Source organism: Streptomyces inhibens (assembly GCF_003389455.1).
Taxonomy (GTDB): domain Bacteria; phylum Actinomycetota; class Actinomycetes; order Streptomycetales; family Streptomycetaceae; genus Streptomyces; species Streptomyces inhibens.
In genome coordinates this window covers 13364-36241 of record NZ_QUAC01000477.1, presented here as the reverse complement: position 1 = coordinate 36241, position 22878 = coordinate 13364, and the positions used below count along the sequence as shown (strand labels likewise).

The window sequence follows — 22878 nt, the reverse complement described above, 5'->3', positions numbered from 1 at the left end:
AACCCGCAAGGCCCTCACCCGTTCAAGATCCCTCAGCCGAGACCTGCATCACCCGTCCACAACCTTCCGAGACAGAACACCTAGGCGTCCCGGTATTGATCCCGGACCTCGGGGCGTTGCTGGAAGCCGGCTGACTTGTAGGTGGCGACGGCGCCGACGTTGGAGCTCGGCGACGGCGTTCTCCCGAAGCTCCAGGTGACGCAGTTCGTGGAGTTCAGCATTCGATGGCGGCAGGCACTCAATGGCGTTTCCGCGTACCCAGAGTTCACGCAGGTTGCGGAGCCGGCCGATCAAACTCGCCCGGCCCCACGCAGCAGCGACCGGCAGCCCCCCGCCTCGCCCAAGAGATACCCCCACCCCGAATCACTGCTGGCGCCCCTCATAGAGCGCGGACCTCGATCGCACTGAGCAAGCCGCCATCCACTCTTTGTGGCACGACCCAAGCACGCCCCGTTAACCACCCTGCTCCCGACCGCACGCTCGGGACACCAGATGATTCTCAAGACGGATATCGACAGAGGTCGACTCTGAAATCGAGCCTACGCAGCAGCTCGACATCCGAAGCCATCCGCCGCCTGATCCACGCCACGCGAGGCGACACCATGACTACCCATCAGATTTAGCTGACACTACGTCATGAATGTCAGCATTGAGTCAGCATGCACCCCGCCAGAGGTGGTGACAGGTGGCGCGCCACGTGCACATGCACCAACCCACCCTGCACCACCTCTGAACTGCAAAGATGCTGGCCAACCCGCAACACCCGCAACATCGCCTCAAACCCGGTGCCAGTGGAAGCCGAAAATGTATCTCCATGCCTTGCCGCTCAACACATTCATGCATCTGCTCGTCACGCCCCTCTTCGGCGGCCGCCAACGCGGCGGCGCGCCTCCCACCTGGATCGCGCCAAACCTTCGCGGTCGGCATGACCTCACTGTCCGTCGACCTCGCCGAACACCTTCTGGCCCCTGTCGACCTGCGCGCCGCCACTCTGGACGTCCGCGTATCCGGCCTCCTGCGCCCCGCCGCCCGTTGAGCATCACAGGTTGCGCCCGCCCGTCAGCCAGTTCGGCAGACTTCTAACTGGGGCCTCCGTCCTCGACCCCGAGCAAGTACGGTGAGTAGCTGGCGCATCGACCCCCTTAAGCCGTCACCGAGCTCCCCAGCGAGCGCTGCCCCTGGGGAGTGCATGGGGAGAATCGGCTACGTAACGCGGCCTGAAGCTGAAAGCCCCTGAAAGACGCGTATGCGCAGGCCAGGAGGCCGTTCGGACGTATATGACCAGGTCAGGGCAGTCTGGTAGATGACTTCATTCCGATCTCGGACACGAGCAGCCGGACTCCCCAGGAAGTCTCCTCGCTCCTCTCCCGCTTCCGGGACAGGTGGACCCACTCCGTCGCCATCAACGACGTGTACTTCGCGGACGCCGCCCCGGCCCTGCGCGCAGCCCGCAAGAAGGGCGGCGCCGCCCCCTACAACATCGGCGCGGGCGACGGCGACCCCTCCGCCTTCCAACGCATCAACAGCAGGCAGTTCCAGGCAGCCACCGTTCCCGAGCCACTCGCCCAGCAGGGCTGGCAGATCGTCGACGAATTCAACCGCGCCTTCTCAGGGAAGCCCGCCAGCGGATACATCGCCCCTGTGCATGTCGCCACGGCCGCCAACAGCCACGGCGTCACGTCGTGGGACCCACCTGGCTACCGCGCGGCGTACCAAAAGATCTGGGGCAAGTAAGAGGCGGCACAAGCACAAATGAGGCTTCCCGCCGGATCGGCGACCGGGCGTCGCAGGCGCCGAACCGACCTCCCGCTCGTCCACACCGCACCTCGGCAATACCTCGATGGAGTGACGGGCATTGTTCGATCACCCGTCGACGCCCGGAAGCCAAGTGCCCCTTAACATCCGGCAATTACTAGAACATCCGTCCACAATCTGCCTCTGGGATACCCGTTACGGGGTGTGGATCGGGCCGTTCTTTAGAGCATCTGTACCCATCACACGTCCATCCGGAGGAGTCGTGAACCTCGCACCCTTTCCCGCTCCGTTCGAATCACCGCCTGCTCGTCCGTCCGGCTCTGTCGTGCCGTTGACGGCGCCGGGGCCTTGGCCCGTACTTCCGCGGCCCGGGCCTCACCTCCGCCGTTCGCTCACTGATCGGGATCAATGCGCTCGCTGATCGACACCCACCCGTGGAAGGAGAGCAGTAGCAGTGGTGAGAACGCGACGTCGCCGTGCGCGAAGCGAGGAAGGGCAGCAGGACCCTGGTGAGGCAGCAACCGGTGGGGAGGAGCTGCAGTTCGTCGACCGGACCGGCAGCCGGGAGAAAGCCGGGCGACAGATCCGGCTGGTGGACATGGCGCGGCGGCTGCCGCAACTGGTGCGCCGCTCCGTCGCCCTGGCCTGGATCATCGACCGCTGGGCGGCTCTGGGGCTGCTGGTCTGCCAGGCCGTCTCCGGCGCGATGCAGGCGCTGGGCCTCTTGGCGGTCAGCGGCACGATCGCGGCGCTGTTGTCCAGCGGCGACATCTACGGTCGGCTTCTGGCCGCGTGGCCCTCGCTCGTCATGCTGGCGGGCGCGACGGCAGCCCGGGCGCTGCTGGGCATCACGGTGGCGTGGCTGTCCTCCCGGCTGGGCCCGCAGATGAGCCGCGAGGCTGAGCAACGGCTGCTGCGGGCGGTCACCGAGGTGGAGTTGGCCGCGTACGACGCCCCCGGCTTCAACCATCGCAAGGAAGCCGCTGACCGCGGCGCCGAGATCGCCCAGGATCTGGTCAGCGAGGGACAGGATCTGATCGCCTCGCTCGCGTCCCTCGTCGCCGGTGCCGGCGTGCTGACAGCGTTGCATCCGGCACTGTTGCCGCTGCTGGCGCTGGCCGGCTTCCCGCAGGCGGTGGCGCAGGTCAGTGCCGCTCGCGTGCGCTATCTGGCGCGGCTGCGGTCCAACGGTGACTACCGGCTGCTGTCGATCCTGCGCTGGCATGTGGGCGACCGCTATGCGGCCGACCAGATCCGCGCCGGCACCATGGCCGACTTCCTCGTCGGCCGATACCGCCACATCACCGATCGCATCAACCGCGCCGACCGGCGTGCCGCAGATACGGGGGCACGGATGTCCTTGGTCGGGGCGCTCTGCGGCGGGGTCGCCTCGGCGGCCGTGTGGGCGGCGGTGGTGTGGCTGCTGGCCACCGGCCGCATGAGCGTCGGCCACGCCGGCACCGCCGTCTTCGCTCTGCAGACGGTCGGGATGGCACTTCGTGGGCTGGTCGTCGGCGGGGCCCGCATCATGCGCACCGGTCTCTACATGGACGACTGGTCCGAATTCCTCCGGGAGGCCGGTGGATACCGCATGATCCGCGGCTCCCTCGTGCCCGAGCCGCCGCAGGAGATCGCCGTGAAGGATCTCGTCTTCCGGTACGAGGAGGCGAAGAACGATGCGCTGCGGGGCGTTTCCTTCACCCTGCGGCGCGGCGAAGTCGTCGCGCTGGTCGGCTACAACGGCAGCGGGAAGACCACCCTGGCCAAGCTCCTGAGCGGCCTGTACCTGCCTACCACCGGCTCGGTCACCTGGGACGGCGTGCCCACCGGCGATCTCGACCCGTACGCCATGTGGTCCCAGGTCGCCCTGGTGCCCCAGGACTACGCCCGCTGGCCGCTCACCGCCCGGGAGAACATCACCCTGGGCCAGCCCACCGAAGGCGGTGACGCCGACATCCACGCCGCGTGCGCCGCATCGGGCGCCGACGAGGTGGTCACCGAGCTGCGCTCCGGGCTGGACACGGTGCTGGCCCGCGACTGGCTGGGCGGACAGGAACTCTCCGGGGGCCAGTGGCAGCGCATCGCGCTCACACGGGCGTTCCACCGGCCCGCCGGCCTGCTGCTCCTCGATGAGCCCACCTCTGCTCTCGACCCGCTCGGCGAGCACCGCATCTTCGCCGGCCTGCGCAAATTGGCCGCCACTCGCGCCGTCGTCCTGATCACCCACCGGCTCACCAACGTGGCCGTCGCCGACCGCGTCCTGGTCCTGGACAAAGGCCGCATCGTCCAGCAGGGCACCTTTTCCGAACTGGTCACCCAACCCGGCCTCTTCCGCGAACTGTGGACCTACCAGCACACACGAGAGACCCACCAACCCGCCACCGCGCCATCCCCCGACGCCACATCCACCGAAACGCAGGGCTCGTAGGCCCTGCACCGGCCGGAGCGACGGCGCTCAGCCCCGTTCGTCCAACCCCCTTACGTCACAAAGGCGGTATCCGTGGAGACGACTACGCCACAGCCCGTCCCTACCAGCACGGCGGCCCTGCTCGTCAACGACGAGGGCCGGTACCTGCTGCACCTCGGCGAGAAGCGGGCAGCCGCAGTGGGCGCGCCTGCGCAGGGGCCATTACGACGACAAATCCCGCAGCCTGTCAGCAACTGGATGCCTGCCAAACGCCCATGACAAGATCAGCGGGTGCAGATCGGGATACTGGGTCCATTCGAGGTTCGCACGGACGACGGCGGCTTGGCCGATGTGCCGGGCGCGCGGCTGTGCGGTCTGCTGATCGCCCTCGCGCTCAAGCCGGGTCACGCGGTCCCGAAGGCGTCGCTCGTCGACTGGATCTGGGGGGAGCACCCGCCCGCCGATGCGACGAACGCCCTGCACCGCTTGGTTTCCCGGCTGCGGAAGGCACTGCCGGACGGGGTGGTCGAGGGTCGGACGGACGGCTACCGGTTGACGGTGGAGCCCGACGCCGTCGACGCCGTGCGGTTCGAACGCCTCGTCATCGCGGGCCAGGCCTGCACCGAGGACGGTTCCCGGCGGGTGCGGCTGCTGCGCGAGGCCCTCGAACTGTGGCGTGGTGCGGCCATGCAGGACGTCGGTCTGCAGGACAGCGCCGCGTTCGACGCCGCGGTGGTCCGGCTGGAGGGATTGCGCCTGACCGCCACGGAGGAGCGGGTCGACGCGGAGGTCACCCTCGGGCGCGGCGCGGAGATGGTCACGGAGCTGACCGACCTGGTGGCCGCGCACCCGGTGCGGGAACGGCTCGTCGCCGCGCTGATGCGCGCCCTCGTCGCGGCCGGTCGCGACAGCGAGGCGCTGCTGGTGTTCCAGCGCGCGAAGGAGGCCCTGGCCGACACGCTGGGCGTTGACCCCTCGCCGGAGCTGTCCGCTTTGCACGTCGCGCTGCTGCGGGGCGAGTTGGGACGGCGGGAGGAGAGCCGCAAGACCAACCTGCGTGCCGAGCTCACCAGCTTCGTCGGCAAGAACGCCGATGTCGCCGCGGTCCGTGAGCTCATCGCCGAACACCGGCTCACCACCCTGATCGGGCCGGGCGGCTCGGGCAAGACCAGGCTGGCCACGGAGACCGCGCGCACGCTGCTCGGCGACCTGCCGGACGGGGCCTGGCTGGTGGAGCTCGCCGCCATCGGCGCGGACGGTGACGTGGCACAGTCGGCGCTCGCCGGGCTGGGCCTGCGGGACGCCCTGCTCGGCGGGACCCCGGACGCGGAGCTGACGGACCGGCTCATCGCCGCGATCCGCGAGCGGGAGGCGCTGCTGATCCTGGACAACTGCGAGCACGTGATCGAGTCCGCGGCGGTGTTCGCCCACCAGCTGCTCGGGGAGTGCCGGCGGCTGCGGATCCTGGCGACGAGCCGGGAACCGCTCGGCATCACCGGTGAGGCGCTGTGGCCGGTCGAGCCGCTGGCCCTGCCGGAGGGGGACGCGGGCCCAGGCGAGATCGAGTCCTCACCCGCCGTCCAGCTGCTGCGGGACCGGGCCGGGGCGGTGCGCCGGGATCTCGTGGCCGACGCCCACACGCTGGCGACGATGGTGCGCGTCTGCCGGGCGCTGGACGGGATGCCGCTGGCGATCGAACTGGCCGCGGCCCGGTTGCGCACCATGTCCATCGACCAGCTCGCCCACCGGCTCGACGACCGGTTCCGCCTGCTGACCAGCGGCAGCCGGACCGCGCTGCCGCGGCACAAGACGCTGCGCGCGGTGGTCGACTGGAGCTGGGAGCTGCTCACCGATGCCGAACGGATGGTCCTGCGCAGGCTCTCGGTGTTCTCCGGCGGGGCGAGCCTGGAAGCGGCCGAACGGGTCTGCGCGGGCGACGCGGTCGAGCAGGAGCAGGTGCTCGACCTGCTCACCGCGCTGACCGAGAAGTCGCTGCTGCTCGCCGAGGGCGACAGCGCCCCGCGCTACCGCATGATCGGCACGATCAAGGAGTACGCCGGCCACCGGCTCGCGGAGGCGGAGGAATCGGACCTGGCGCGCCACGCGCATCTCGTCTACTTCACCGAGCTCACAGAGACCGCGGAGCCGCATCTTCGCCGCGCCGAGCAACTGGAGTGGCTGACCATGCTCGAGGCCGAGCACGACAACATCGGTGCGGCGATACGCGGCGCGCTCGCGGCGGGCGAGGCGCAGGCGGCGATGCGGCTGGCGGCGGGCGCGGGCTGGTACTGGTGGCTCGGCGGGCACAAGACCGAGGGCATCGAGCTGATCACCGCGGCCACCAGGACGCCCGGCGAGGTGACCGACGACGTCCGGGCCACGGTGTACGCCCTGGGAGCGCTGTTCGTGACCTCCGGGCCGGGCGACGAACACCTGGCCGCGGAGTGGATCCACAAGGCGTACGAGTTCAGCCGGCGCAGTCAGGACGGACACCCGCTGATCGGGTTGGTCGCCCCGCTGGAACGCATGCTGCAGGCGCCGGACGCGTTCCTGCCCGCGTTCGAATCGCTCCTTGGCGACGAGGACGCCTGGGTGCGCGCGCTGGCCCGGCTGCACCTGGGCAAGATGCGGATCATGCTCGGCCACGACGGGCGGGACGCGGACGCGTACCTGGAGAGGGCGCTCGCCGAGTTCCGGGCGCTCGGCGAGCGGTTCGGGATCTCGTTCGCCCTGAGCGAGCTGGCGGACCGGATCGCCGTGCGCGGCGAGTTCGCCGCCGCGTGCGAGCACTACGAACAGGCGATCGCGGTCGTCACCGAGGTCGGTGCCACCGAGGACGTCATCCGCATGCGGTCGATGCAGGCGCGGCTGTACTGGCTCCTTGGCGACGAGGACGCCGCCGCGGCCGCCATCGCCGAGGCGCAGCGGTGCGCGGAGCGGGTCACCTGGCCGGGCGCGCTGGCCCTGCTGGCCTTCTCGAAGGCGGAACTCGCCCGGTGGGGCGGCGACGCCGAGGAGGCGCGCCACCAACTCGGCGTCGCAACGGCCGTGCTGGGCGACGAAGCGGAGCAGGCGAACCTCCGCGCGGTGACGCACGACCTGCTCGGCTACCTCGCCGACGGCCTCGACGAGGCCCGGGCGCACCGCGCGGCGGCCTGCGAGGCGGCGTCCGAGGCGGGGCACGCGCCGGTGGTCGCGCAGGTGCTCGTCGGGGTCGCGGACCTGGCACTGCGCCGCGACGAGCACGAGCAGGCCGTGCGGCTGCTCGCGGCGAGCGCGGGCGTGCGCGGGCTGCAGGACCGCTCCCACCCGGACGTGGCTCGGATCGAGGAGAGCGCGCGGCGCCGCCTCGGCGACGCGCGGTTCGCCGAGGCGGCTTTGGAGGGGGCGCGGACCAGCTGGTCTGAGCTGGTCGAGGTCACGCTCGCTTCCTGAACGTGGAGACCGCCCACACGTACCCGAGGAGGGCGAGCCCGACGCACCAGGCGACAGCGGTGATCGCGTCGCCGGTCGACGGGTTGCCCGACAGCAGCCCGCGCAGCGTTGCGACGATCGGGGTGAAGGGCGGGTACTCCGCGAACTGCCGCACACCGGTCCCCATCGTGTCGGCGGGCACGAACGCGCTGCTCAGGAACGGCAGCATGATCAGCGGCACGGTGGCCATGCCGGCCGACTCCGCGTTCTTCGAGGCCAACCCCAGGGCGACGGTGAGCCAGCCGGCCGCGAAGCTGAGCAGCACGATGGGGAGTCGACGTCGATGTTGAACCTACACAGGTGACGCGCTCGGCCGACGGTTCTATCGGGCCGTTTCCGTCCAGGTGACCGGCAGTTCGTGGACGCCGTAGATATTCATGTCGGTCCTGAGTTTCACCTCGCCGGCGGGGATGGCGAGCTTGAGGGTCGGGAAGCGACGCAGCAGTCCGTCGAAACCGGCGCGCATCTCGATGCGGGCCAGTTGCTGGCCGAGGCATTGGTGGATGCCGTGGCCGAAGGACAGGTGACCGCGGGCCTTGCGGTGGATGTCCAGGGTGTCGGGGTTGTCGAAGCGCTGGGGGTCGTGGTTGGCGGCCAGCAGTGAGACAACGACGGTCGATCCCTTGCCGATTATTTCGCCGCCGAGTTCGATGTCCTCCGTGGCGTAGCGATAGAAGATGTCGGCAATGGACAGGTAGCGCATGAGTTCCTCGACGGCGCCGGGCATCAGGTCCGGGTTGGCGCGCAGTTCGGCCAGCTGCTCGGGGTGCTCCAGGAGCGCGAAGGTGCCCAGTGCCAGCATGTTGGCGGTGGTCTCGTGGCCCGCGAACAGCAGCAGGAAGGCGATGCCGGTCAGCTCCTCGATGGTGAGGTCGTCATGGCGGGCCAGGTCGGAGAGTATGTCTTCGCCGGGGGCGGCGCGTTTGCGCGTGACCAGTTCGGAAAGGTACGTGTTCAGTGCGCCGTACGCGGCCATCTTCTCATCGAGCGACACGTCCTTTTCCAAGAACTTGGCGGAGTTGACCTGGAAGGTCTCCCGGTCCGCGTACGGGGCACCGAGCAGTTCGCAGATCACCAGCGAGGGCACCGGCAGCGCGAACTCCTTGACCAGGTCGACCGGCGGGGTAAGGCGCGCCAGTTCGTCCAGTTGCCGCTCGGCGATGTCGATGATGTGCTCTTCGAGCTGCTTCATGCGTTTGACGGTGAAGGCGCCGGTGAGCTTGCGCCGCAGCCGGGTGTGGTCCGGCGGGTCCATGGCGATGAACATGCCCGGAATCTGCGGAGACGGTTCGGTGGGGGCGGGCATGCCGGGGGTCTCGTACGGCATGTGGAGAATGCCGATGTCCTGGCGGGAGCTGAACCGGGTGTCGGCCATGAGCTGGCGGACCGCGTCGTAGCCGGTGACGAGCCAGCCCTCGTGACCGTCGGGGAAGACCATGGGACTGACGGGGCGAGCCTCGCGCAGCCGGGTGATTTGGCGGGGCGGGGCGAAGGGGCCCGCATCGCGCTCCATGGGGAGGCCGTGCGGGATGGGAACCGGCTGACTCATCGGATTGCCTTTCGTGGCGGTTGTTGCAGCCACGATCGCCGACGGCCCTGACATACGACTGACACGGCTCTGACACCGACCATGCCGAAGACATGGTCGGTCGGCCAGGGCGTGTTCTGTGGGTGTCTGCGGATGGTTGATGATGGCGGGGTGCGTCGGGGTGCGTTGACTGATGTTGCGTGGTAGGCGATTTCGCCTCTGCTGCCGCCGGGGCTGTTCGTGGTGGTCGGTGGCGTGATCACCGCACGGTGATCAACGCGATCTTGTGGAAGCTGCGCACCGGGGCTCCGTGGCGGGACGTGCCGGAGCGATACGGGTCGTGGAAAACTGCGCACGAGCGGCTGCGGCGGTGGACGGCTGACGGCACCTGGGACAAGATCCTTCACTCGGTGCAGGCCAAGGACGACGGGCAGCCGGTGAATGGGTCATCAGCATCGATTCGTCGATCGTGCGGGCGCACCAGCACTCGGCCGGCGCCCGCAAAAGGCTGCCACGGCGGCAGGCCACCCGCCTTCGATTCCGACGCCACCGGCCGTACAGGTGATTCCCGCCGATCTGGCGCCGGGCGGGTGTGGCGCCGAGCAGGGGCAGGAAAGGAATAAGTTCGCGCCGGCGTGCCACGCCGTCAGGACGTCTGCGGCGCGCCGCCGGTTTTTCGAAGGCAGGGCGCAGGACAAGCGACGAGTGACGGTCCAGGCCCACAGACTCATCGACCGGCCCGACCCCAGCAGAGGTTTGACGTGAAGTGCACATACGTACCGACGCCTCGTACCGTCCTCGCCGCTGCCGGTGTGGTGGCCCTGTTCACCGCCGCACTCACCCTGCAGAGCGCCAAAGCCGCACCCCGCCCTGCCCCTGACCCCCCGTCGGCCACCATCGCCGCTCACCGCGCCAGGGAGATCAACTCCGCTCTCAGCGGGGAGGCGGCGGGCTCCTACTACGACCCCGAGAACCACAAGCTCATCGTGAATGTGACCACCGAGGCCGCCGCGGGCAAGGCCCGTCTGGCCGGTGCCGAGGCCAGGATCGTCAAGCATTCCCTCGCCTCACTGGACGCCGCCCGCGCGACCCTCAAGGAAAAGGCCACGATCCCCGGGACTTCCTGGGCGATGGACCCGAAGATCAACAAGGTGGTCGTCGTCGCGGACCGTACGGTCGAGGGCGACAGACTGCAGCAGCTCAGGACGGTCGTCTCGTCGCTCGGCGACCGGGCTGTGCTCAAGACATCCACAGACACGCTCCGGCCACTGATCAGCGGCGGCGACGCCATCTGGGGCAGCGGCGCGCGCTGCTCGCTCGGCTTCAACGTGACCAAGGGCGGTCAGCCGTACTTCCTGACTGCGGGGCACTGCGCCAACGCGGTGCGGAGCTGGTCCGCCGCGCAGGGGGGCACCGAGATCGCCGTGACGGAGAGCGGCAGCTTCCCCGGTGACGACTTCGGCATCGCGAAGTACACCGCCGCCGACATGGTGCACCCCGGCGAGGTGAATCTCTACAACGGCAGCACACAGCCCATCACCAAGGCGGGCGATCCGATCGTGGGACAGAAGGTGCAGCGCAGCGGCAGCACCACCCAGGTGCGCAACGGTGACATCAGCGCGCTCAATGTGACGGTCAACTACCAGGAGGGACCGGTCGACGGTCTGATCCAGACCACCATCTGCGCGGAGCCCGGCGACAGCGGCGGCTCGCTCTTCGAGGGCACCGCCGCGCTCGGCCTGACCTCCGGCGGCAGGGGCACCTGTTCCTCGGGCGGCGAGACCTTCTACCAGCCGGTGGGCGAGGCGCTCGAGAAGACCGGATCGCAACTTGGCTGACCTCGGAGTCCCTGCTCAGAAGGGCGCCACGGCGGCTCGGCCCGGCGTCCCGGCCCTGCGGTGCCGTGTTCATGAGAATCTCGCGGGGCAAAGAGTCATCGCACAGTCATGCGATATCCCGGCGTGGTGTGTATCGGACGTAACGGTGCACGAGGTACATATGTAACATGGCCCGAATCTCCGGCCGCTTCCCGTGGCTCACTTCGGGGCGCAGGTTCACCCATCGGCGCCCGGCCGACCACGGCCGGCGTGCGCGGCCTGACAGCTCGCCGAAGCCGGCGGCCCGGCGCCTGCGCTCGCTGGCCGGCAGCCGCAGCGTCGCCGGCCAGATGTTCCTTCTGCAGGTCCTGATCGTGCTGCTGCTGGTCGTGGCCGCGGTGGCCACGTTGCTGGTCCAGTCCCGGAGCGACAGGTTCCAGAGTGCGCGCGATCGCTCGCTCGCCGCGGCCGAGTCCTTTGCCCACAGCCCCGGCCTGGTGCAGGTTCTGCGCAGCCCCGACCCGTCCGCGGTGCTCCAGCCACTGACCGAGGCCGCTCGCAAGAAGGCCGGTGTCGATTTCATCGTCGTCATGAACCGGGCCGGGATCCGCTACACGCACCCCCTGCCGAGCCGGATCGGGAAGCGTTTCGTCGGCACCATCGGGCCTTCGCTCGCCGGCCACGTCACCATCGAAAGCGTTTACGGACCGCTCGGTCACGAGGTGCAGGCGGTCGTCCCGGTAACGGACGCCAAGGGCTCGGTCGTGGGCCTCGTGTCGTCCGGTATGCGGGTCAGTCGTGTGAGCAGCGCGATCGACCGGCAGCTGCCGGTCGTCCTCGGCTCCGGGGCCGCCGCGCTCGCCCTGACCACGGCGGGCACGGCGCTGGTGACCCGCCGGCTGCGACGGCAGACCCATGGGCTCGGCCCGGCGGAGATGACCCGCATGTACGAACACCACGACGCGGTGTTGCATGCCGTACGCGAGGGGGTGCTCATCGTCGACGCGGACGGGGGCGTCCTGCTGGCGAACGACGAGGCGCGCCGGCTCCTCGGCCTGCCTCCCGATGCGGAGGGGCGCCGCGTCGCCGACCTCGGACTCGCCCCCCGGGCGACCGAGCTGCTGACCTCCGGGAGCACGGTCACCGACGAGGTACTCCCGGTCGGGGACCGGCTACTGGCGGTGAACAACCGGCCCACGGACAGTCGGGGCGGCCCGCCCGGGAGTGTGACCACGCTGCGGGACTCCACCGAACTGCTCGCCCTCGCGGGTAAGGCGGAAGCCGCCCAGAGTCGACTGCGGCTGCTGTACGACGCGAGCATGACCATCGGCACCACCCTCGATGTGCAGCGCACCGCCGAGGAACTGACCCAGGTCGCCGTGACCTGGTTCGCGGACTATGTCACGGTCGACCTCGCCGAGGCTGTCCTGAGCGGCGAGGAGCCGCCGGCGGGGTCGTACAGCGAGGCGCCGGAACTGCACCGGGTGGCGCTCGCCGGCATCCGCGACGACCATCCCCTCTACCGGGCGGGCGAGCTCCACAGGTACGTCGTGCCCAGTCCGATGGCCACCGGTTTCATCACCGGACGGTCCGTGCTCGTCTCCGACCTGCGGGCCGCCGATGACTGGCGCGCGCAGGACACCGAGCGCTTCCAGCTGGTCCTGAACTACGGATGCCAGTCGCTGATCACCGTTCCGCTCCAGGCGCGCGGTGTGCTCATGGGGGTCGCCAACTTCTGGCGTTCCCGGGAGAACACCCCCTTCGAGGAGGGCGATCTGACCCTGGCCGAGGAGATGGCGGCCCGGGCCGCCGTGTGCATCGACAATGCGCGCCGCTTCACGCGTGAGCATGCCGTGGCCGTCACCCTGCAGCACAGTCTGCTCCCGCGCGGTCTGCCCGAGCAGAACGCCCTCGACATCGCCCACCGCTATCTGCCCGCAAAGACCGGGGTGGGCGGCGACTGGTTCGACGTCATCCCGCTGCCGGGCGCCCGTATCGCCCTGGTCGTCGGTGACGTGGTCGGCCACGGGCTCCATGCCGCCGCCACCATGGGCCGCCTGCGTACCGCGGTGCAGAATTTCTCCACCCTCGACCTGCCGCCCGACGAGCTCCTCAGCTTCCTGGACGAGCTGGTCAACCGCATCGACCAGGAGGCGATCGCGGCGAACGACGAAGCCGTGGTCGCGGGTGCCACCTGCGTGTACGCGATCTACGACCCCTCCTCCGGCCGCTGCATCATGGCCCGCGCCGGCCACCTCCCGCCGGCTCTCGTCCGCCCCGACGGCTCCGTGGAGTTCCCCGACCTCCCCGCGGGCGCGCCGCTCGGTGTCGGCGGCCTGCCCTTCGAGGCGGTGGAGCTGCACCTGCCCGAGAGCAGCAGCCTCGTCCTCTACACCGACGGCCTGGTCGAGGACCGCAGGCAGGACATCGAAACCGGAATGCAGGAACTCGCCACCGCGCTGGCGCACCCGGGCCGGACGCCGCACGAGACCTGCGAAGCCGTACTCGCTGCCCTGCTCCCCGGCCGCCAGCGCGACGACATCGCCCTGCTCGTCGCGCGCACCCACCTCCTGCCACCGGACCGCATCGCCACCTGGGAGATCCCCTCCGAGCCTGCGGCGGTGGCCGCAGCACGCGCGAACATCACGGAGCAGGTCGCGCGGTGGGGGCTGGAGGAAGCGGTCTTCAGCACGGAACTCATCGTCAGCGAGCTCATCACCAACGCCATCCTCTACGCCTCCGGCCCGATCCGTGTGCGCCTGCTGTACGACCGCACGCTGATCTGCGAGGTCTCCGACACCGGCAGCACCGCCCCGCACCTCCGGTACGCCGCAGTGGAGGACGAAGGCGGCCGCGGTCTCTTCCTCGTCGCCCAGCTCGCCCAGCACTGGGGCACCCGCTACACGCCCGAAGGCAAGATCATCTGGGCGGAACAGACCCTTCACTGAGGGGTCGCTGATGCCACGCTTCATGGCCTCCTCCGATGCCCGCGCGGCGTTGCGCCATGCCGTGGCCGTGAGCCGTGGTCGGCCTGTCCTGGGGCTGCCGGGCGGATGCGCGGCATCCGGTCGCCCGGATCAGGATGCCCACCAGCACCGCGAGGTCGGCCGCGCCCGCCGGATCGTCCGCGTAACGGGTGGTCTGGAGGGGGCCCACCTCGTCCAGCACGATGCCTTCGCGCGCCAGCACGAAGGTGAGCGCCAGCAGGGCCGCCCGGCCGTTGCCGTCGGCGAAGGGGTGGAAGAATGCCACGTCCAGGTACGTCCGGGCCGCCCGGGCGGCCGGCGGCACCTTCTGCTCGTCGCTGCCGCGCAGACAGCGCGCGAAGTCCGCCTCGGTGCGGTGGGTCAGGCGGTATCGCTCGCGACCGCCCTTCGCATAGGCGTCGCCCGTTCGGAAGGGGGCCTCAGCCGTCCCCAGGACCAGGCGCTGCCAGCCGGCCAGCAGACCGAAGGTGAGCGGTGCGTTCCGTGCGGCGTCCGCGCTGGCCGGCGCGTAGGCGGACAGCAGACGCTCGGCGCGGACGGGGTCGCGGCGGCGGACCGGGCCCTTGCACCATGCGGTGAAGCCGTCCACCGACGGCGTGACGGGGCCGGTGACGTCCTCGGCGCCGGTACGCGCCCAGTCGACCTGCTGCCTGACCCGGCACCAGTCGGCCAGCGCGTCGGCGTCAGCCGCGGTCATGGTGTTCTTCGAGGTCGCTGTGTTCCCGGTGGTCGCGGTAGGGCAGTTGACCGGTCAGCCCGAAGGCCAGGTCCTCGCCCACCGAGTCGATCAGCGTCGTCCGGGGCGCGGCCCAGCTCTTGAACCTCCCGCCGATGGCGTCCGCCACCGCCGCCCGGGCCTCCGCCGGGTCCATACCGGTCGAGGTGAGGAACCACTCCAGCGCCAAGGAGCACTGCCCGTACCAGCCGCTCTCCGCGCCGGTGCGGTCCAGCACCCGCGTCACCAGCCGCGCCGAGGCCCGCTCCAGGTGCCAGCTGCGGTCCTCGGGGCTCGCCTGCGGGGGCGGCGCCAACGCGGCGAAGCGTGCGGCGAGTTCCTCCAGCCAGTCGCGCCACTCCAGCAGGGCGGCCACGGCCCGGGAGGCGGTCACCTCTGGTGTGCTCACCGAGCACGCACCGCAGCACCAGCTGCCGACCACACCGCCCGCCTCCCCGACACTCCAGTTCCAGTGCCGGGCCCACAGCCCGTACCGCTCCAGGAAGAGGGCATCCACATGCCGTTCGCACCACCGCTCCCCGGCCCACCAGCCCTCCATGCGGGACAGCACCGGCGGCACATACTCCTTGATCCGGTCGGTGACGTAGGCCTCCTCGGCTTCGTCCCAGACGAAGGGGTGGCGTTCCGGGGCGAGTTCGTGCCAGGTCAGCGGGCGTGGCGGGTTGTACGGTTCGGGCTGCTCGGCTGACGTGGCGCACTCCAGGCTCGTATCGGATCAGGACAGTTGGGCGATTATGCCCGGCTGTCGTCCGTATCGCCCCCGAATTAGGGCCTGTTTGACGTGCCGGAGCGGGCGCGGGTCCGCGCCCGACGCCGCCGGCGGACAACGTCACCGCTATGCATGCAATGTATACGTCAACGCTAGAGTTCCGGCATGTCTCTTGATCTCGGCCCCGGACCCACTGCCGTCATCGGACGAAGGGCCGCCCCGGCCACCGTCGGAGCGCGTTGGTGGCCGCGTTGTGCGGTTCCCGGGGTGCCCGCGCTGCTGGCACTGGGACTGAGCCTGTGGGGGCTGTCCCGTCAGGGCGCCATATGGCGGGACGAGGCCGCGACATGGGAGGTGGCCCGGCGGTCCATACCCGAGATCTGGCACATGATCGGGCAGGTGGACGTCGTCCACGGGCTCTACTACCTGCTGATCCACACCGCGTTCGAGATCTTCGGAGCCAACCTGGCGGCGCTGCGGCTGCCCTCGGCTCTGGGCGCGATCGTCGCCGCGGGGGCCACCGCGGCGATCGGCCGCAGACTCGCCGGGCCCACGGCCGGCCTCGCGGCCGGGCTGGTGCTGGCGCTGCTGCCGGTGATGCAGCGGTACGCACAGGAGGGGCGCTCCTTCACGCTGGTGACGGCAGGGGTTGCGGTGGCGACCTGGCTGCTGGTGGGCGCGGTCTGTCCGACGGGACCCATGACTTCGCGCGACGGCCGAGGGCGGCGGGCCGCGTGGGGGTGGCGCTGGGGCGGCTACACGGCGGTGATGCTCGCTACCGCACTGCTCAACTGGCTCTCGCTCTTCGCGTTGGCGGCCCACGGCGTGACCGTCCTGATCGCCTGGCGCGCCGGCCAACGCCCGCTACTGGCACGCTGGTTGGTGTCCGCCGCAGTGATCGCTTCTGGGACCCTGCCGCTCATACTCGCCAGCCTTCCGCAGGCGAATCAGGTGGCGTGGATACAGCCCGCCTCGGCCGTCACGTTGCTGGGGGTGACCGCGATGCTGGGGGTCGCCCTGGCGTGTGCCCGGGTGCCGCGCCCCGAGCGTACGGAGCTGTCTCCGGTCCCGGTGGGGCTGCCGCTGCTCGCCGTCCCGCAACTCGGGCTGCTGCTGGCCTCCTGGCTCGTCAAGCCGCTCTATGTAGACCGCTATGTGCTCTTCGCCTACATCGGGCTGGCGCTGCTCGTCGGCCTCGCCGTCGCCTGGGCGGTGCGGGCCGCTCTGTCGTACGGCCGGGCCCGCGGCTGGGGGTGGCTGCGTGGCGAGATGCTGCTCGCCGGGCTGGTGGCGGTCGTGTTCATGGCGCTGCTGCCGTTGGAACTGGGCCTGCGGAACCCGGAGAGCCGCACGGATGACGTGCGGGTGACGGCCGACAAGGTCGCGGAGCTGGCCCGCCCGGGGGACGGCGTCCTGTACATACCCGACCAGCGGCGTGACGCCGCGCTCGTCACACCCTCCCAGTTCGGCGGACTCGACGACCTCGCGCTGGCCGAGGACCCCGTTGCCTCCGGGACCCTGTACGGCGTGGAGGCCACCCCCGAACGCATCCGGGCCGCCATGCTGACTCATCGGCGCATCATCGTCGTCAGTGACACCGTCCTCTCCCCGGCGCCGTCGGCACCCCGCGACCTGACCAAACTCACCGTCCTCGCCCGGCACTTCACCCTCACCGTCTCCGCCGAGACCGGGGGGCGCCGGGTGATGGTGTACGAGAAGACGCGGTGAGCCCGGGCTCCGCGCGATGGCGAGGCCAGGACCGGCCCGGGCATGCGCGTCAGCTTCCGTCCCGTACCCGCTCCGCGGCGGGAGTCGACCGGGCGCCGCTCGAACAGCTGACGTAAAAGATCCATAAGCTCAGGCAACCCGGCGGACCGCGCCGCCGTCTTCCCCGTGTACAGCATCGGGGGAAGGGGAATCTTGTTCCGCAGCACGCTTCGGGTCGTGGCCGTCGCCGGTCTTGTCCTGGTCCCTGTGGCGGGGCCGGTTTCCGGCGCGTCCGCGTACGGGGGCATGCCTGCCGCCGTCGGGGGCAACCCGTCCGGCGGGCCCCGGCTCACGTACTTCGGTGACCAGGGCAGGGTCGAGAACGGCGGGCCCGTCTGGTTCAGCGTCGAGGGGCTGCGCGCCGGGTGGGACACCGTGACCGTCCGCTCCCCCGCTCTGGTCGAACCGATCCGGCTCACCCCGGTGAAGAAGGGGTCTGCGCAGTCCGCCCAGGTCGACGCGCCGGGCTCGCACCACCGGATCCGCGGTGACATCGCACCGGGCATGTACCCCGTCACCGCGACCGTTCACGGCCGTACCGTCGCCACCACGCGGCTCAAGGTCACCGCGCGCGGATCGGCGATGATCGGCCGGTTCGTCATCGGCCCGAAGGACGCGTTCCCGGGCAGTGACACTCCGGCCGACGTGCGCCCCGGCGGCGACGTACTCGTGGTGCTCACCGACCGTCAGCCCGCCTCCGGCGAGGACGTCCTGACCGTCACGTCCCCCGTCTTCGACGGCCGGGTGACCATCCGGAAGGACAGCGCGGACGACCCCGGGTGCAAGTGCGACGACGGGGCGACGGTCTACGCGGGCCGCGCCACGGTGCGGGGTGACGTCCTGGCGGGAACGCACCCGCTGACCGTCATCAGCCACCACGGGCGGCAGACCACCACTCGGCAGGTGACCGTGGCCGGCGAGCCCGTCGGCCAGGGCCGGCCCTGGCTGGTCGGCGGCATCTCAGCCGGGGTGCTCGCACTCGCGGCCGGCGGCTGGGTGCTCCTGCGCCGCCACGGCCGAAACGGCGCCGGCTCCGCCTGACGGGACCGCTCAACCGCCGCGGCATACCGCGGCATTCAGGGCGTTCCTGCCCCAACTCAGCCCCTCCGGTCGCCCCGGCCGAAGGTCGTTGTCCGTCGTTCCGCCATTCTGTTTCCGTCGTTCTGTTGTTCTGTTGTTCCGTCGTCATCAGAAAGCACTCCTTGCGCACGTCACCCATACACATACGCCACCTCGCCGTCTCGGCCGCCGGTACCGCGCTGTTCCTGACCGGCGGCGCCCTGGCGGGCGGCCCCGTCGCCCATGCCGACGACACACCCGCGCCGTCTCCCCGGCCGACCCCCGCCCGGACGAAGAGCCTGACGTCCGACGCGGACGGCGGCGGTTGGTCGGACGCGGACGCCCTCCGGTTCTGGACTCCGGACCGTATGGACTCGGCCACCGACCCCGCACCGCCGACCGCAGCCCCGAAGGCGGGCCTCACGGCCACGCCCAGGGACAGCCGTTCGGCGGCGGCCGGTATGCCGACCGCGGAGCACATCCCCGGCGCCAAGTCCGTCGGCGTGATCTTCACATACGAGAAGGACCCGACCACGGGCGATATGCACGCCCACAAGTGCTCGGCCAGCGTCGTCCAGAGCCCCGGCCACAATCTGATCCTGACCGCTGGGCACTGCAGCGGCGGGAAGGCCGTCTTCGTACCGTGGTACCGGACCGAGTACGCACTGGACAAGCAGACCTACGGGTTCTACCGGGTCGCCGACTGGTTCGTGGACAACCGCTACGTCAACAACAGCAAGCAGCGGGTCTCGGATCTGGACTTCGCGTTCGCCCGGCTGTCCCCCTCGTCCCGGGGCAAGGACGCGCAGGACCTCGTGGGGGCGAACGCGCTGGTCCGCACCCCGGGTTACGTCAACAACGTGACGATGGTCGGGTACCCGTCCAGCCACAACCCCGAGGACCGCGCCGTCCGCTGTCCCACCCGTACGGCAGCGCTGGGCGGCTTCTACCAGATGCAGGCCAAGTGCGCCGGGATGTGGGGCGGCGTCTCCGGAGGCCCCTGGTTCTCGAAGATCGACTGGACCAAGGGCACGGGCGAGATCATCGGCAACACCGGCGGCTACAACGGCGGTGGCAACGACAACAACGCCGACTGGCTCACCTACAGCCCGATGTACGGCGACTGGCTCTTCCGTCTCTACGACGAGGCCAAGAACAATCAGCACGTCAGCCACGGCGATTCCTACCAGCAGCCCACCCTGCCGTACGCGATGGGCAAAGCTGACGCCTGGTCCCACGCCCGGCTGCTGGCCTCGGGAGAGTACACGGGGGACGGCAAGGGCGACCTGATCGTGGTGTGGGCCGACGGTGAGGTCTCGCTCTACACCGGTGACGGCCGGGGCGGCTTCACCGGTAGGCGGCGACTGGCCGGCCCCGGAGGGACCTGGAAGGACGTCAAGTCCCTCACCGGCGGCGACTTCTCCGGCGGCAACGGCTCGGACCTGCTCGTCGTATGGAAGAGCGGTGAGGTCAAGATCCTCCCGGACGTCGGCGCCCGCGGCCTCGGCCGCGGTATCGGTCTGGCCCGAGCCGGCTCGGTCTGGAGCCACGCCGACCAGGTAGTGGGCGGCAGCTTCGGCACGGCGAAGCACGTCAGCGATCTGCTGGTGCGGTGGAGCGACGGCGAGATCACCGACTACACCGCCGTCGGCGACAAGGGCTTCGGCACCGAGCACCAGTTGCAGAAGCCGGACCCCCGCTGGAAGCAGGCCACGCTGCTCACCGCGGGCGACTTCAGCGGGCGCGCCAACTGGGACGCCCTGGTGCGCTGGCCGAACGGCAAGATCTCGCAGTACCAGGACACCGGCCCCGGTGGGCTCGGCAAGGAGGCCCAGATGGCGCCGCCACAGAGCGTCTGGACCCAGGACGTGGTGCTGACCGCGGGCAGCTACGACGCGAACGGCTGGCCGGACGACCTGGTCGTCCGCTGGCCCGACGGCGAGACCAGCATGTACGCGCGCACCGGCACCGCGTTCGGCGCCGAGCGCATGCTCGTCCCGCCGCAGTAGCCGGTACGGGCCCGGCCGACCCGCCGGGCCCGTACCCAGAGCCCTGATTGCCGCCGCATTGCTGAAGTGGCAAGGAACATTGCGCCTCGACCGCCGCGAGCCGCAGGGTGCCGCCATGACTGAGATGAACACGCGAAACGTCGCAGATCTGGATGTTGTGGTGGTCGGGGGTGGGGTCGCCGGCTTGTCGGGGGCGCTGACCCTGGCTCGGGCCCGGCGCTCGGTGCTGGTGATCGACTCCGGGGAGCCACGCAACGCTCCCGCCTCCGGGGTTCATGGGTTCCTGTCCCACGACGGCCTCCCGCCCCGTGAGCTGCTGCGGGCGGGGAGGGAAGAAGTCACCGGCTACGGCGGACGGATCATGTCGGACCGGGTCACCGCCGTACGCCGCGCCGACGAACACTTCGTCGTGGACACCGAGGGCGGCCGGAGCTGGTCCGCACGCCGGCTGCTGGTGACCACCGGCCTGGTCGACGAGCTTCCCGACGTACCTGGCCTGCGCGAGCGCTGGGGCCGTGAGGTGCTGCACTGCCCGTACTGCCATGGCTGGGAGGTGCGCGATACGCCCATCGGCGTGCTGGCCACGGGTCCCGGGGCGGTGCACCAAGCGCTGCTGTTCCGGCAGTGGTCGCCGGACGTCACCCTGTTCCTGCACACCGCGGACGACCCGGTCGAGGAGCAATGGGAGCAGTTGGCGGCACGCGGTATCGCCGTCGTCGACGGACGAGTGGTCGGTCTTGATGTCGCAGACGACCGTCTCTCAGGTGTACGGCTTGCCTCCGGTGCGTGTGTGCCGGTGCGGGCGCTGGCTGTGAGGCCGCGGTTCGAGGCGCGCGATGGGGTGCTTTCGGGGCTTGGTCCGAAGACCGTGGAACACCCCCTCGGGGTGGGAAGTTACGTGGAGTCGGACGGCAGCGGGCGCACCGGAGTTGCCGGGGTGTGGGTGGCCGGCAACGTCACCGACCTGATGGGCGGTGTCGCGGTGGCCGCGGCCTCCGGCGTACAGGCCGCCTCGGCGATCAACGCCGACCTCGTGGCCGCCGACACCGCGGCGGCGGTGGGCCGCCGGGTCAGCGGGATGAACGACAGCACTCACCACACGAACCGCCACACTCGGCGAACGAACCACAGCACCGAAGCCGAACGCTTCTGGGAGCGCCACTACAGCAGCCACGAACGCGTAGGGAAGGGCACCCCGAACCCCGTACTGGCCGACGTCGCCCGGGCGCTGTCGCCCGGCGACGCGCTGGACCTGGGCTGCGGGGAGGGCGGCGACGCCGTCTGGCTGGCCGCCCATGGGTGGCGGGTCACCGCGGTCGACGTCTCGGCAACCGCCCTGTCACGCACGGTCGTTCACGGTACCGAGGCCGGCGTCGCCGAGCGCCTCACGACCGAACGGCACGACCTGGCCCGCACGTTCCCCGCCGGCACCTTCGATCTCGTCTCCGCCCAGTATCTGCACACTCCCCTGGACTTCCCCCGGAGTGGCGTCCTCCGGAAGGCTGCCCATGCGCTGGCCCCCGGTGGGCTGCTGCTCATCGTCGACCACGGCTCGGTCCGCCCCTGGGCATGGAACCCCGACCCGCACACGCACTTCCCCACCCCCGAAGACATCTACGACGGCCTCGCGCTGGATCCGGACCGCTGGCACGCCGAACGCCTCGACCGCCCCCGGCGTCAGGCCACCGGCCCGGACGGCCGGACCGCCACCGTCACCGACCATGTCATCGCCGTCCGGCGCCGGGCCGCGTAACGACGGCCGCGCCGAGGGCCAGCAGCAACCGGCGCGCGGGCCCCACGCGTCGACATGGATATGCCGACCGTTACCGTCCTTCTACGCAAGGCCCTCCTCTTCGCCTGGCTCGAAACGCGCTGTTGCGCCTTCGCCATCGCCCTGCTGTCAGGCGTGGCGGTGTCCCAGGCGCTGCCGCAGCTGCCGATCGCCAGATATGACCTGCTGGTCGCCTATGGGGTGCTGCTGACCGCGGTGTTCCTGGTCTGCCGCTGGGAGAGTGGGCGGGACCTCGCGGTCATCTCGGTGTGTCATGTGATCGGGCTGGCCTTCGAGGTGGTGAAGGTCGCCCTCGGTTCCTGGAGCTATCCGGAGCCCGCCGTGCTCAAGTTCGCGGGCGTCCCCCTGTACGGCGGCTTCCTGTACGCGGCGGTGGGCAGCTACGTCTGTCGCGCCTGGCATGTGCTGGATCTGCAGCTGATCCGCTACCGCCCCGGAGCCACCTCGGTGGTGGCCATGGCGATCTACGCGAACTTCTTCAGCCATCACTGGCTCCCGGACCTGCGCTGGCCCCTCGCCGTCGCGCTGATCGCGGTGACGGCCGGAACGCAGGTCACGTTCACCGTCGGGCATTCCCGCCACCGTATGCCGCTTGCCCTCGGCTTCGCCCTGATCGGCTTCTTCCTGTGGCTGGCGGAGAACATCGCCACTTACCTCGGCGCGTGGCGCTACCCCCACCAGGCCCATGGGTGGCAGCCCGTCGCCTGGGAGAAGTTCGGTGCCTGGGCGCTTCTGATCAGCGTGACCTTCGTCCTGGTTGCGTGGGCCAACGGCAGGCGCGTCCCCGACGGGAGTCCGGTCGGCGGCCCGGCGGGCCCCGACGCCAACAGCTGAGACG

The 22878-nt window shown here is 70.4% G+C and carries 13 protein-coding genes and 2 pseudogenes; 11 read left to right on the top strand and 4 right to left on the bottom strand.

The window, feature by feature from the left end:
- Positions 1-1311 precede the first annotated feature (1311 nt).
- The 3 genes and pseudogenes from DY245_RS41735 to DY245_RS41725 all read left to right on the top strand — a co-directional run.
- Positions 1312-1734: pseudogene (locus tag DY245_RS41735) on the top strand (type 1 periplasmic-binding domain-containing protein); the annotation flags it as partial.
- Positions 1735-2290: 556 nt separating this feature from the next.
- The gene (locus DY245_RS41730; RefSeq protein ID WP_128512338.1) at positions 2291-4183 is read left to right on the top strand and encodes an ABC transporter ATP-binding protein; all 1893 of its coding nucleotides are present in this window, start codon (positions 2291-2293) and stop codon (positions 4181-4183) included.
- Between the two features lie 270 nt (positions 4184-4453).
- Entirely contained in the window at positions 4454-7597 is a 3144-nt protein-coding gene (locus DY245_RS41725) for an ATP-binding protein (protein ID WP_128512334.1), read from the top strand.
- Here DY245_RS41725 and DY245_RS41720 read toward each other — a convergent pair.
- Both DY245_RS41720 and DY245_RS41715 read right to left on the bottom strand, forming a co-directional pair.
- Entirely contained in the window at positions 7581-7901 is a 321-nt protein-coding gene (locus DY245_RS41720; RefSeq protein ID WP_244943598.1) for an ABC transporter permease, read from the bottom strand. The two genes, DY245_RS41725 and DY245_RS41720, sit on opposite strands and share 17 nt — an antisense overlap.
- Before the next feature lie 57 nt (positions 7902-7958).
- A complete protein-coding gene (locus DY245_RS41715; protein WP_128512333.1) occupies positions 7959-9185 on the bottom strand; it encodes a cytochrome P450 in 1227 nt (408 codons plus the stop codon).
- Positions 9186-9374: 189 nt separating this feature from the next.
- Between DY245_RS41715 and DY245_RS41710 the strand changes: the two are divergent.
- The 3 genes and pseudogenes from DY245_RS41710 to DY245_RS41700 form a co-directional block, all read left to right on the top strand.
- Positions 9375-9672, top strand: a pseudogene (locus DY245_RS41710) (IS5 family transposase); the annotation flags it as partial.
- Between the two features lie 253 nt (positions 9673-9925).
- Entirely contained in the window at positions 9926-11002 is a 1077-nt protein-coding gene (locus DY245_RS41705; RefSeq protein ID WP_128512332.1) for a S1 family peptidase, read from the top strand.
- A gap of 167 nt (positions 11003-11169) precedes the next feature.
- Complete coding sequence (locus DY245_RS41700) at positions 11170-13929, top strand: SpoIIE family protein phosphatase/ATP-binding protein (RefSeq protein WP_128512331.1); 2760 nt, start codon at positions 11170-11172, stop codon at positions 13927-13929.
- On the opposite strand, the gene DY245_RS41695 is transcribed toward DY245_RS41700, so the two are convergent.
- Positions 13901-14665, bottom strand: coding sequence for a Fic family protein (locus tag DY245_RS41695; RefSeq protein WP_128512330.1), 765 nt, complete (start codon positions 14663-14665; stop codon positions 13901-13903). The two genes, DY245_RS41700 and DY245_RS41695, sit on opposite strands and share 29 nt — an antisense overlap.
- Positions 14652-15254, bottom strand: coding sequence for a hypothetical protein (locus tag DY245_RS41690; RefSeq protein WP_244943597.1), 603 nt, complete (start codon positions 15252-15254; stop codon positions 14652-14654). Before DY245_RS41690 ends, DY245_RS41695 begins: the two co-directional genes overlap by 14 nt.
- Before the next feature lie 426 nt (positions 15255-15680).
- On the opposite strand from DY245_RS41690, the gene DY245_RS41685 reads away from it, so the two are divergent.
- The 5 genes from DY245_RS41685 to DY245_RS41665 all read left to right on the top strand — a co-directional run bounded on the left by DY245_RS41685 (position 15681) and on the right by DY245_RS41665 (position 22874).
- Positions 15681-17141 (top strand): glycosyltransferase family 39 protein, encoded by a 1461-nt coding sequence (locus DY245_RS41685; protein WP_181924090.1) that lies wholly within the window; start codon positions 15681-15683, stop codon positions 17139-17141.
- A gap of 216 nt (positions 17142-17357) precedes the next feature.
- Positions 17358-18221 (top strand): hypothetical protein, encoded by an 864-nt coding sequence (locus tag DY245_RS41680; RefSeq protein ID WP_244943596.1) that lies wholly within the window; start codon positions 17358-17360, stop codon positions 18219-18221.
- A gap of 161 nt (positions 18222-18382) precedes the next feature.
- Positions 18383-20248: a trypsin-like serine peptidase gene (locus DY245_RS41675; RefSeq protein ID WP_244943595.1), complete on the top strand. Its 1866-nt coding sequence runs from the start codon at positions 18383-18385 to the stop codon at positions 20246-20248.
- Between the two features lie 115 nt (positions 20249-20363).
- Positions 20364-22001, top strand: coding sequence for a bifunctional NAD(P)/FAD-dependent oxidoreductase/class I SAM-dependent methyltransferase (locus tag DY245_RS41670; protein ID WP_244943594.1), 1638 nt, complete (start codon positions 20364-20366; stop codon positions 21999-22001).
- 60 nt (positions 22002-22061) lie between these two features.
- Entirely contained in the window at positions 22062-22874 is an 813-nt protein-coding gene (locus DY245_RS41665; RefSeq protein WP_128512326.1) for a DUF817 domain-containing protein, read from the top strand.
- The last annotated feature ends 4 nt before the right edge of the window (positions 22875-22878 follow it).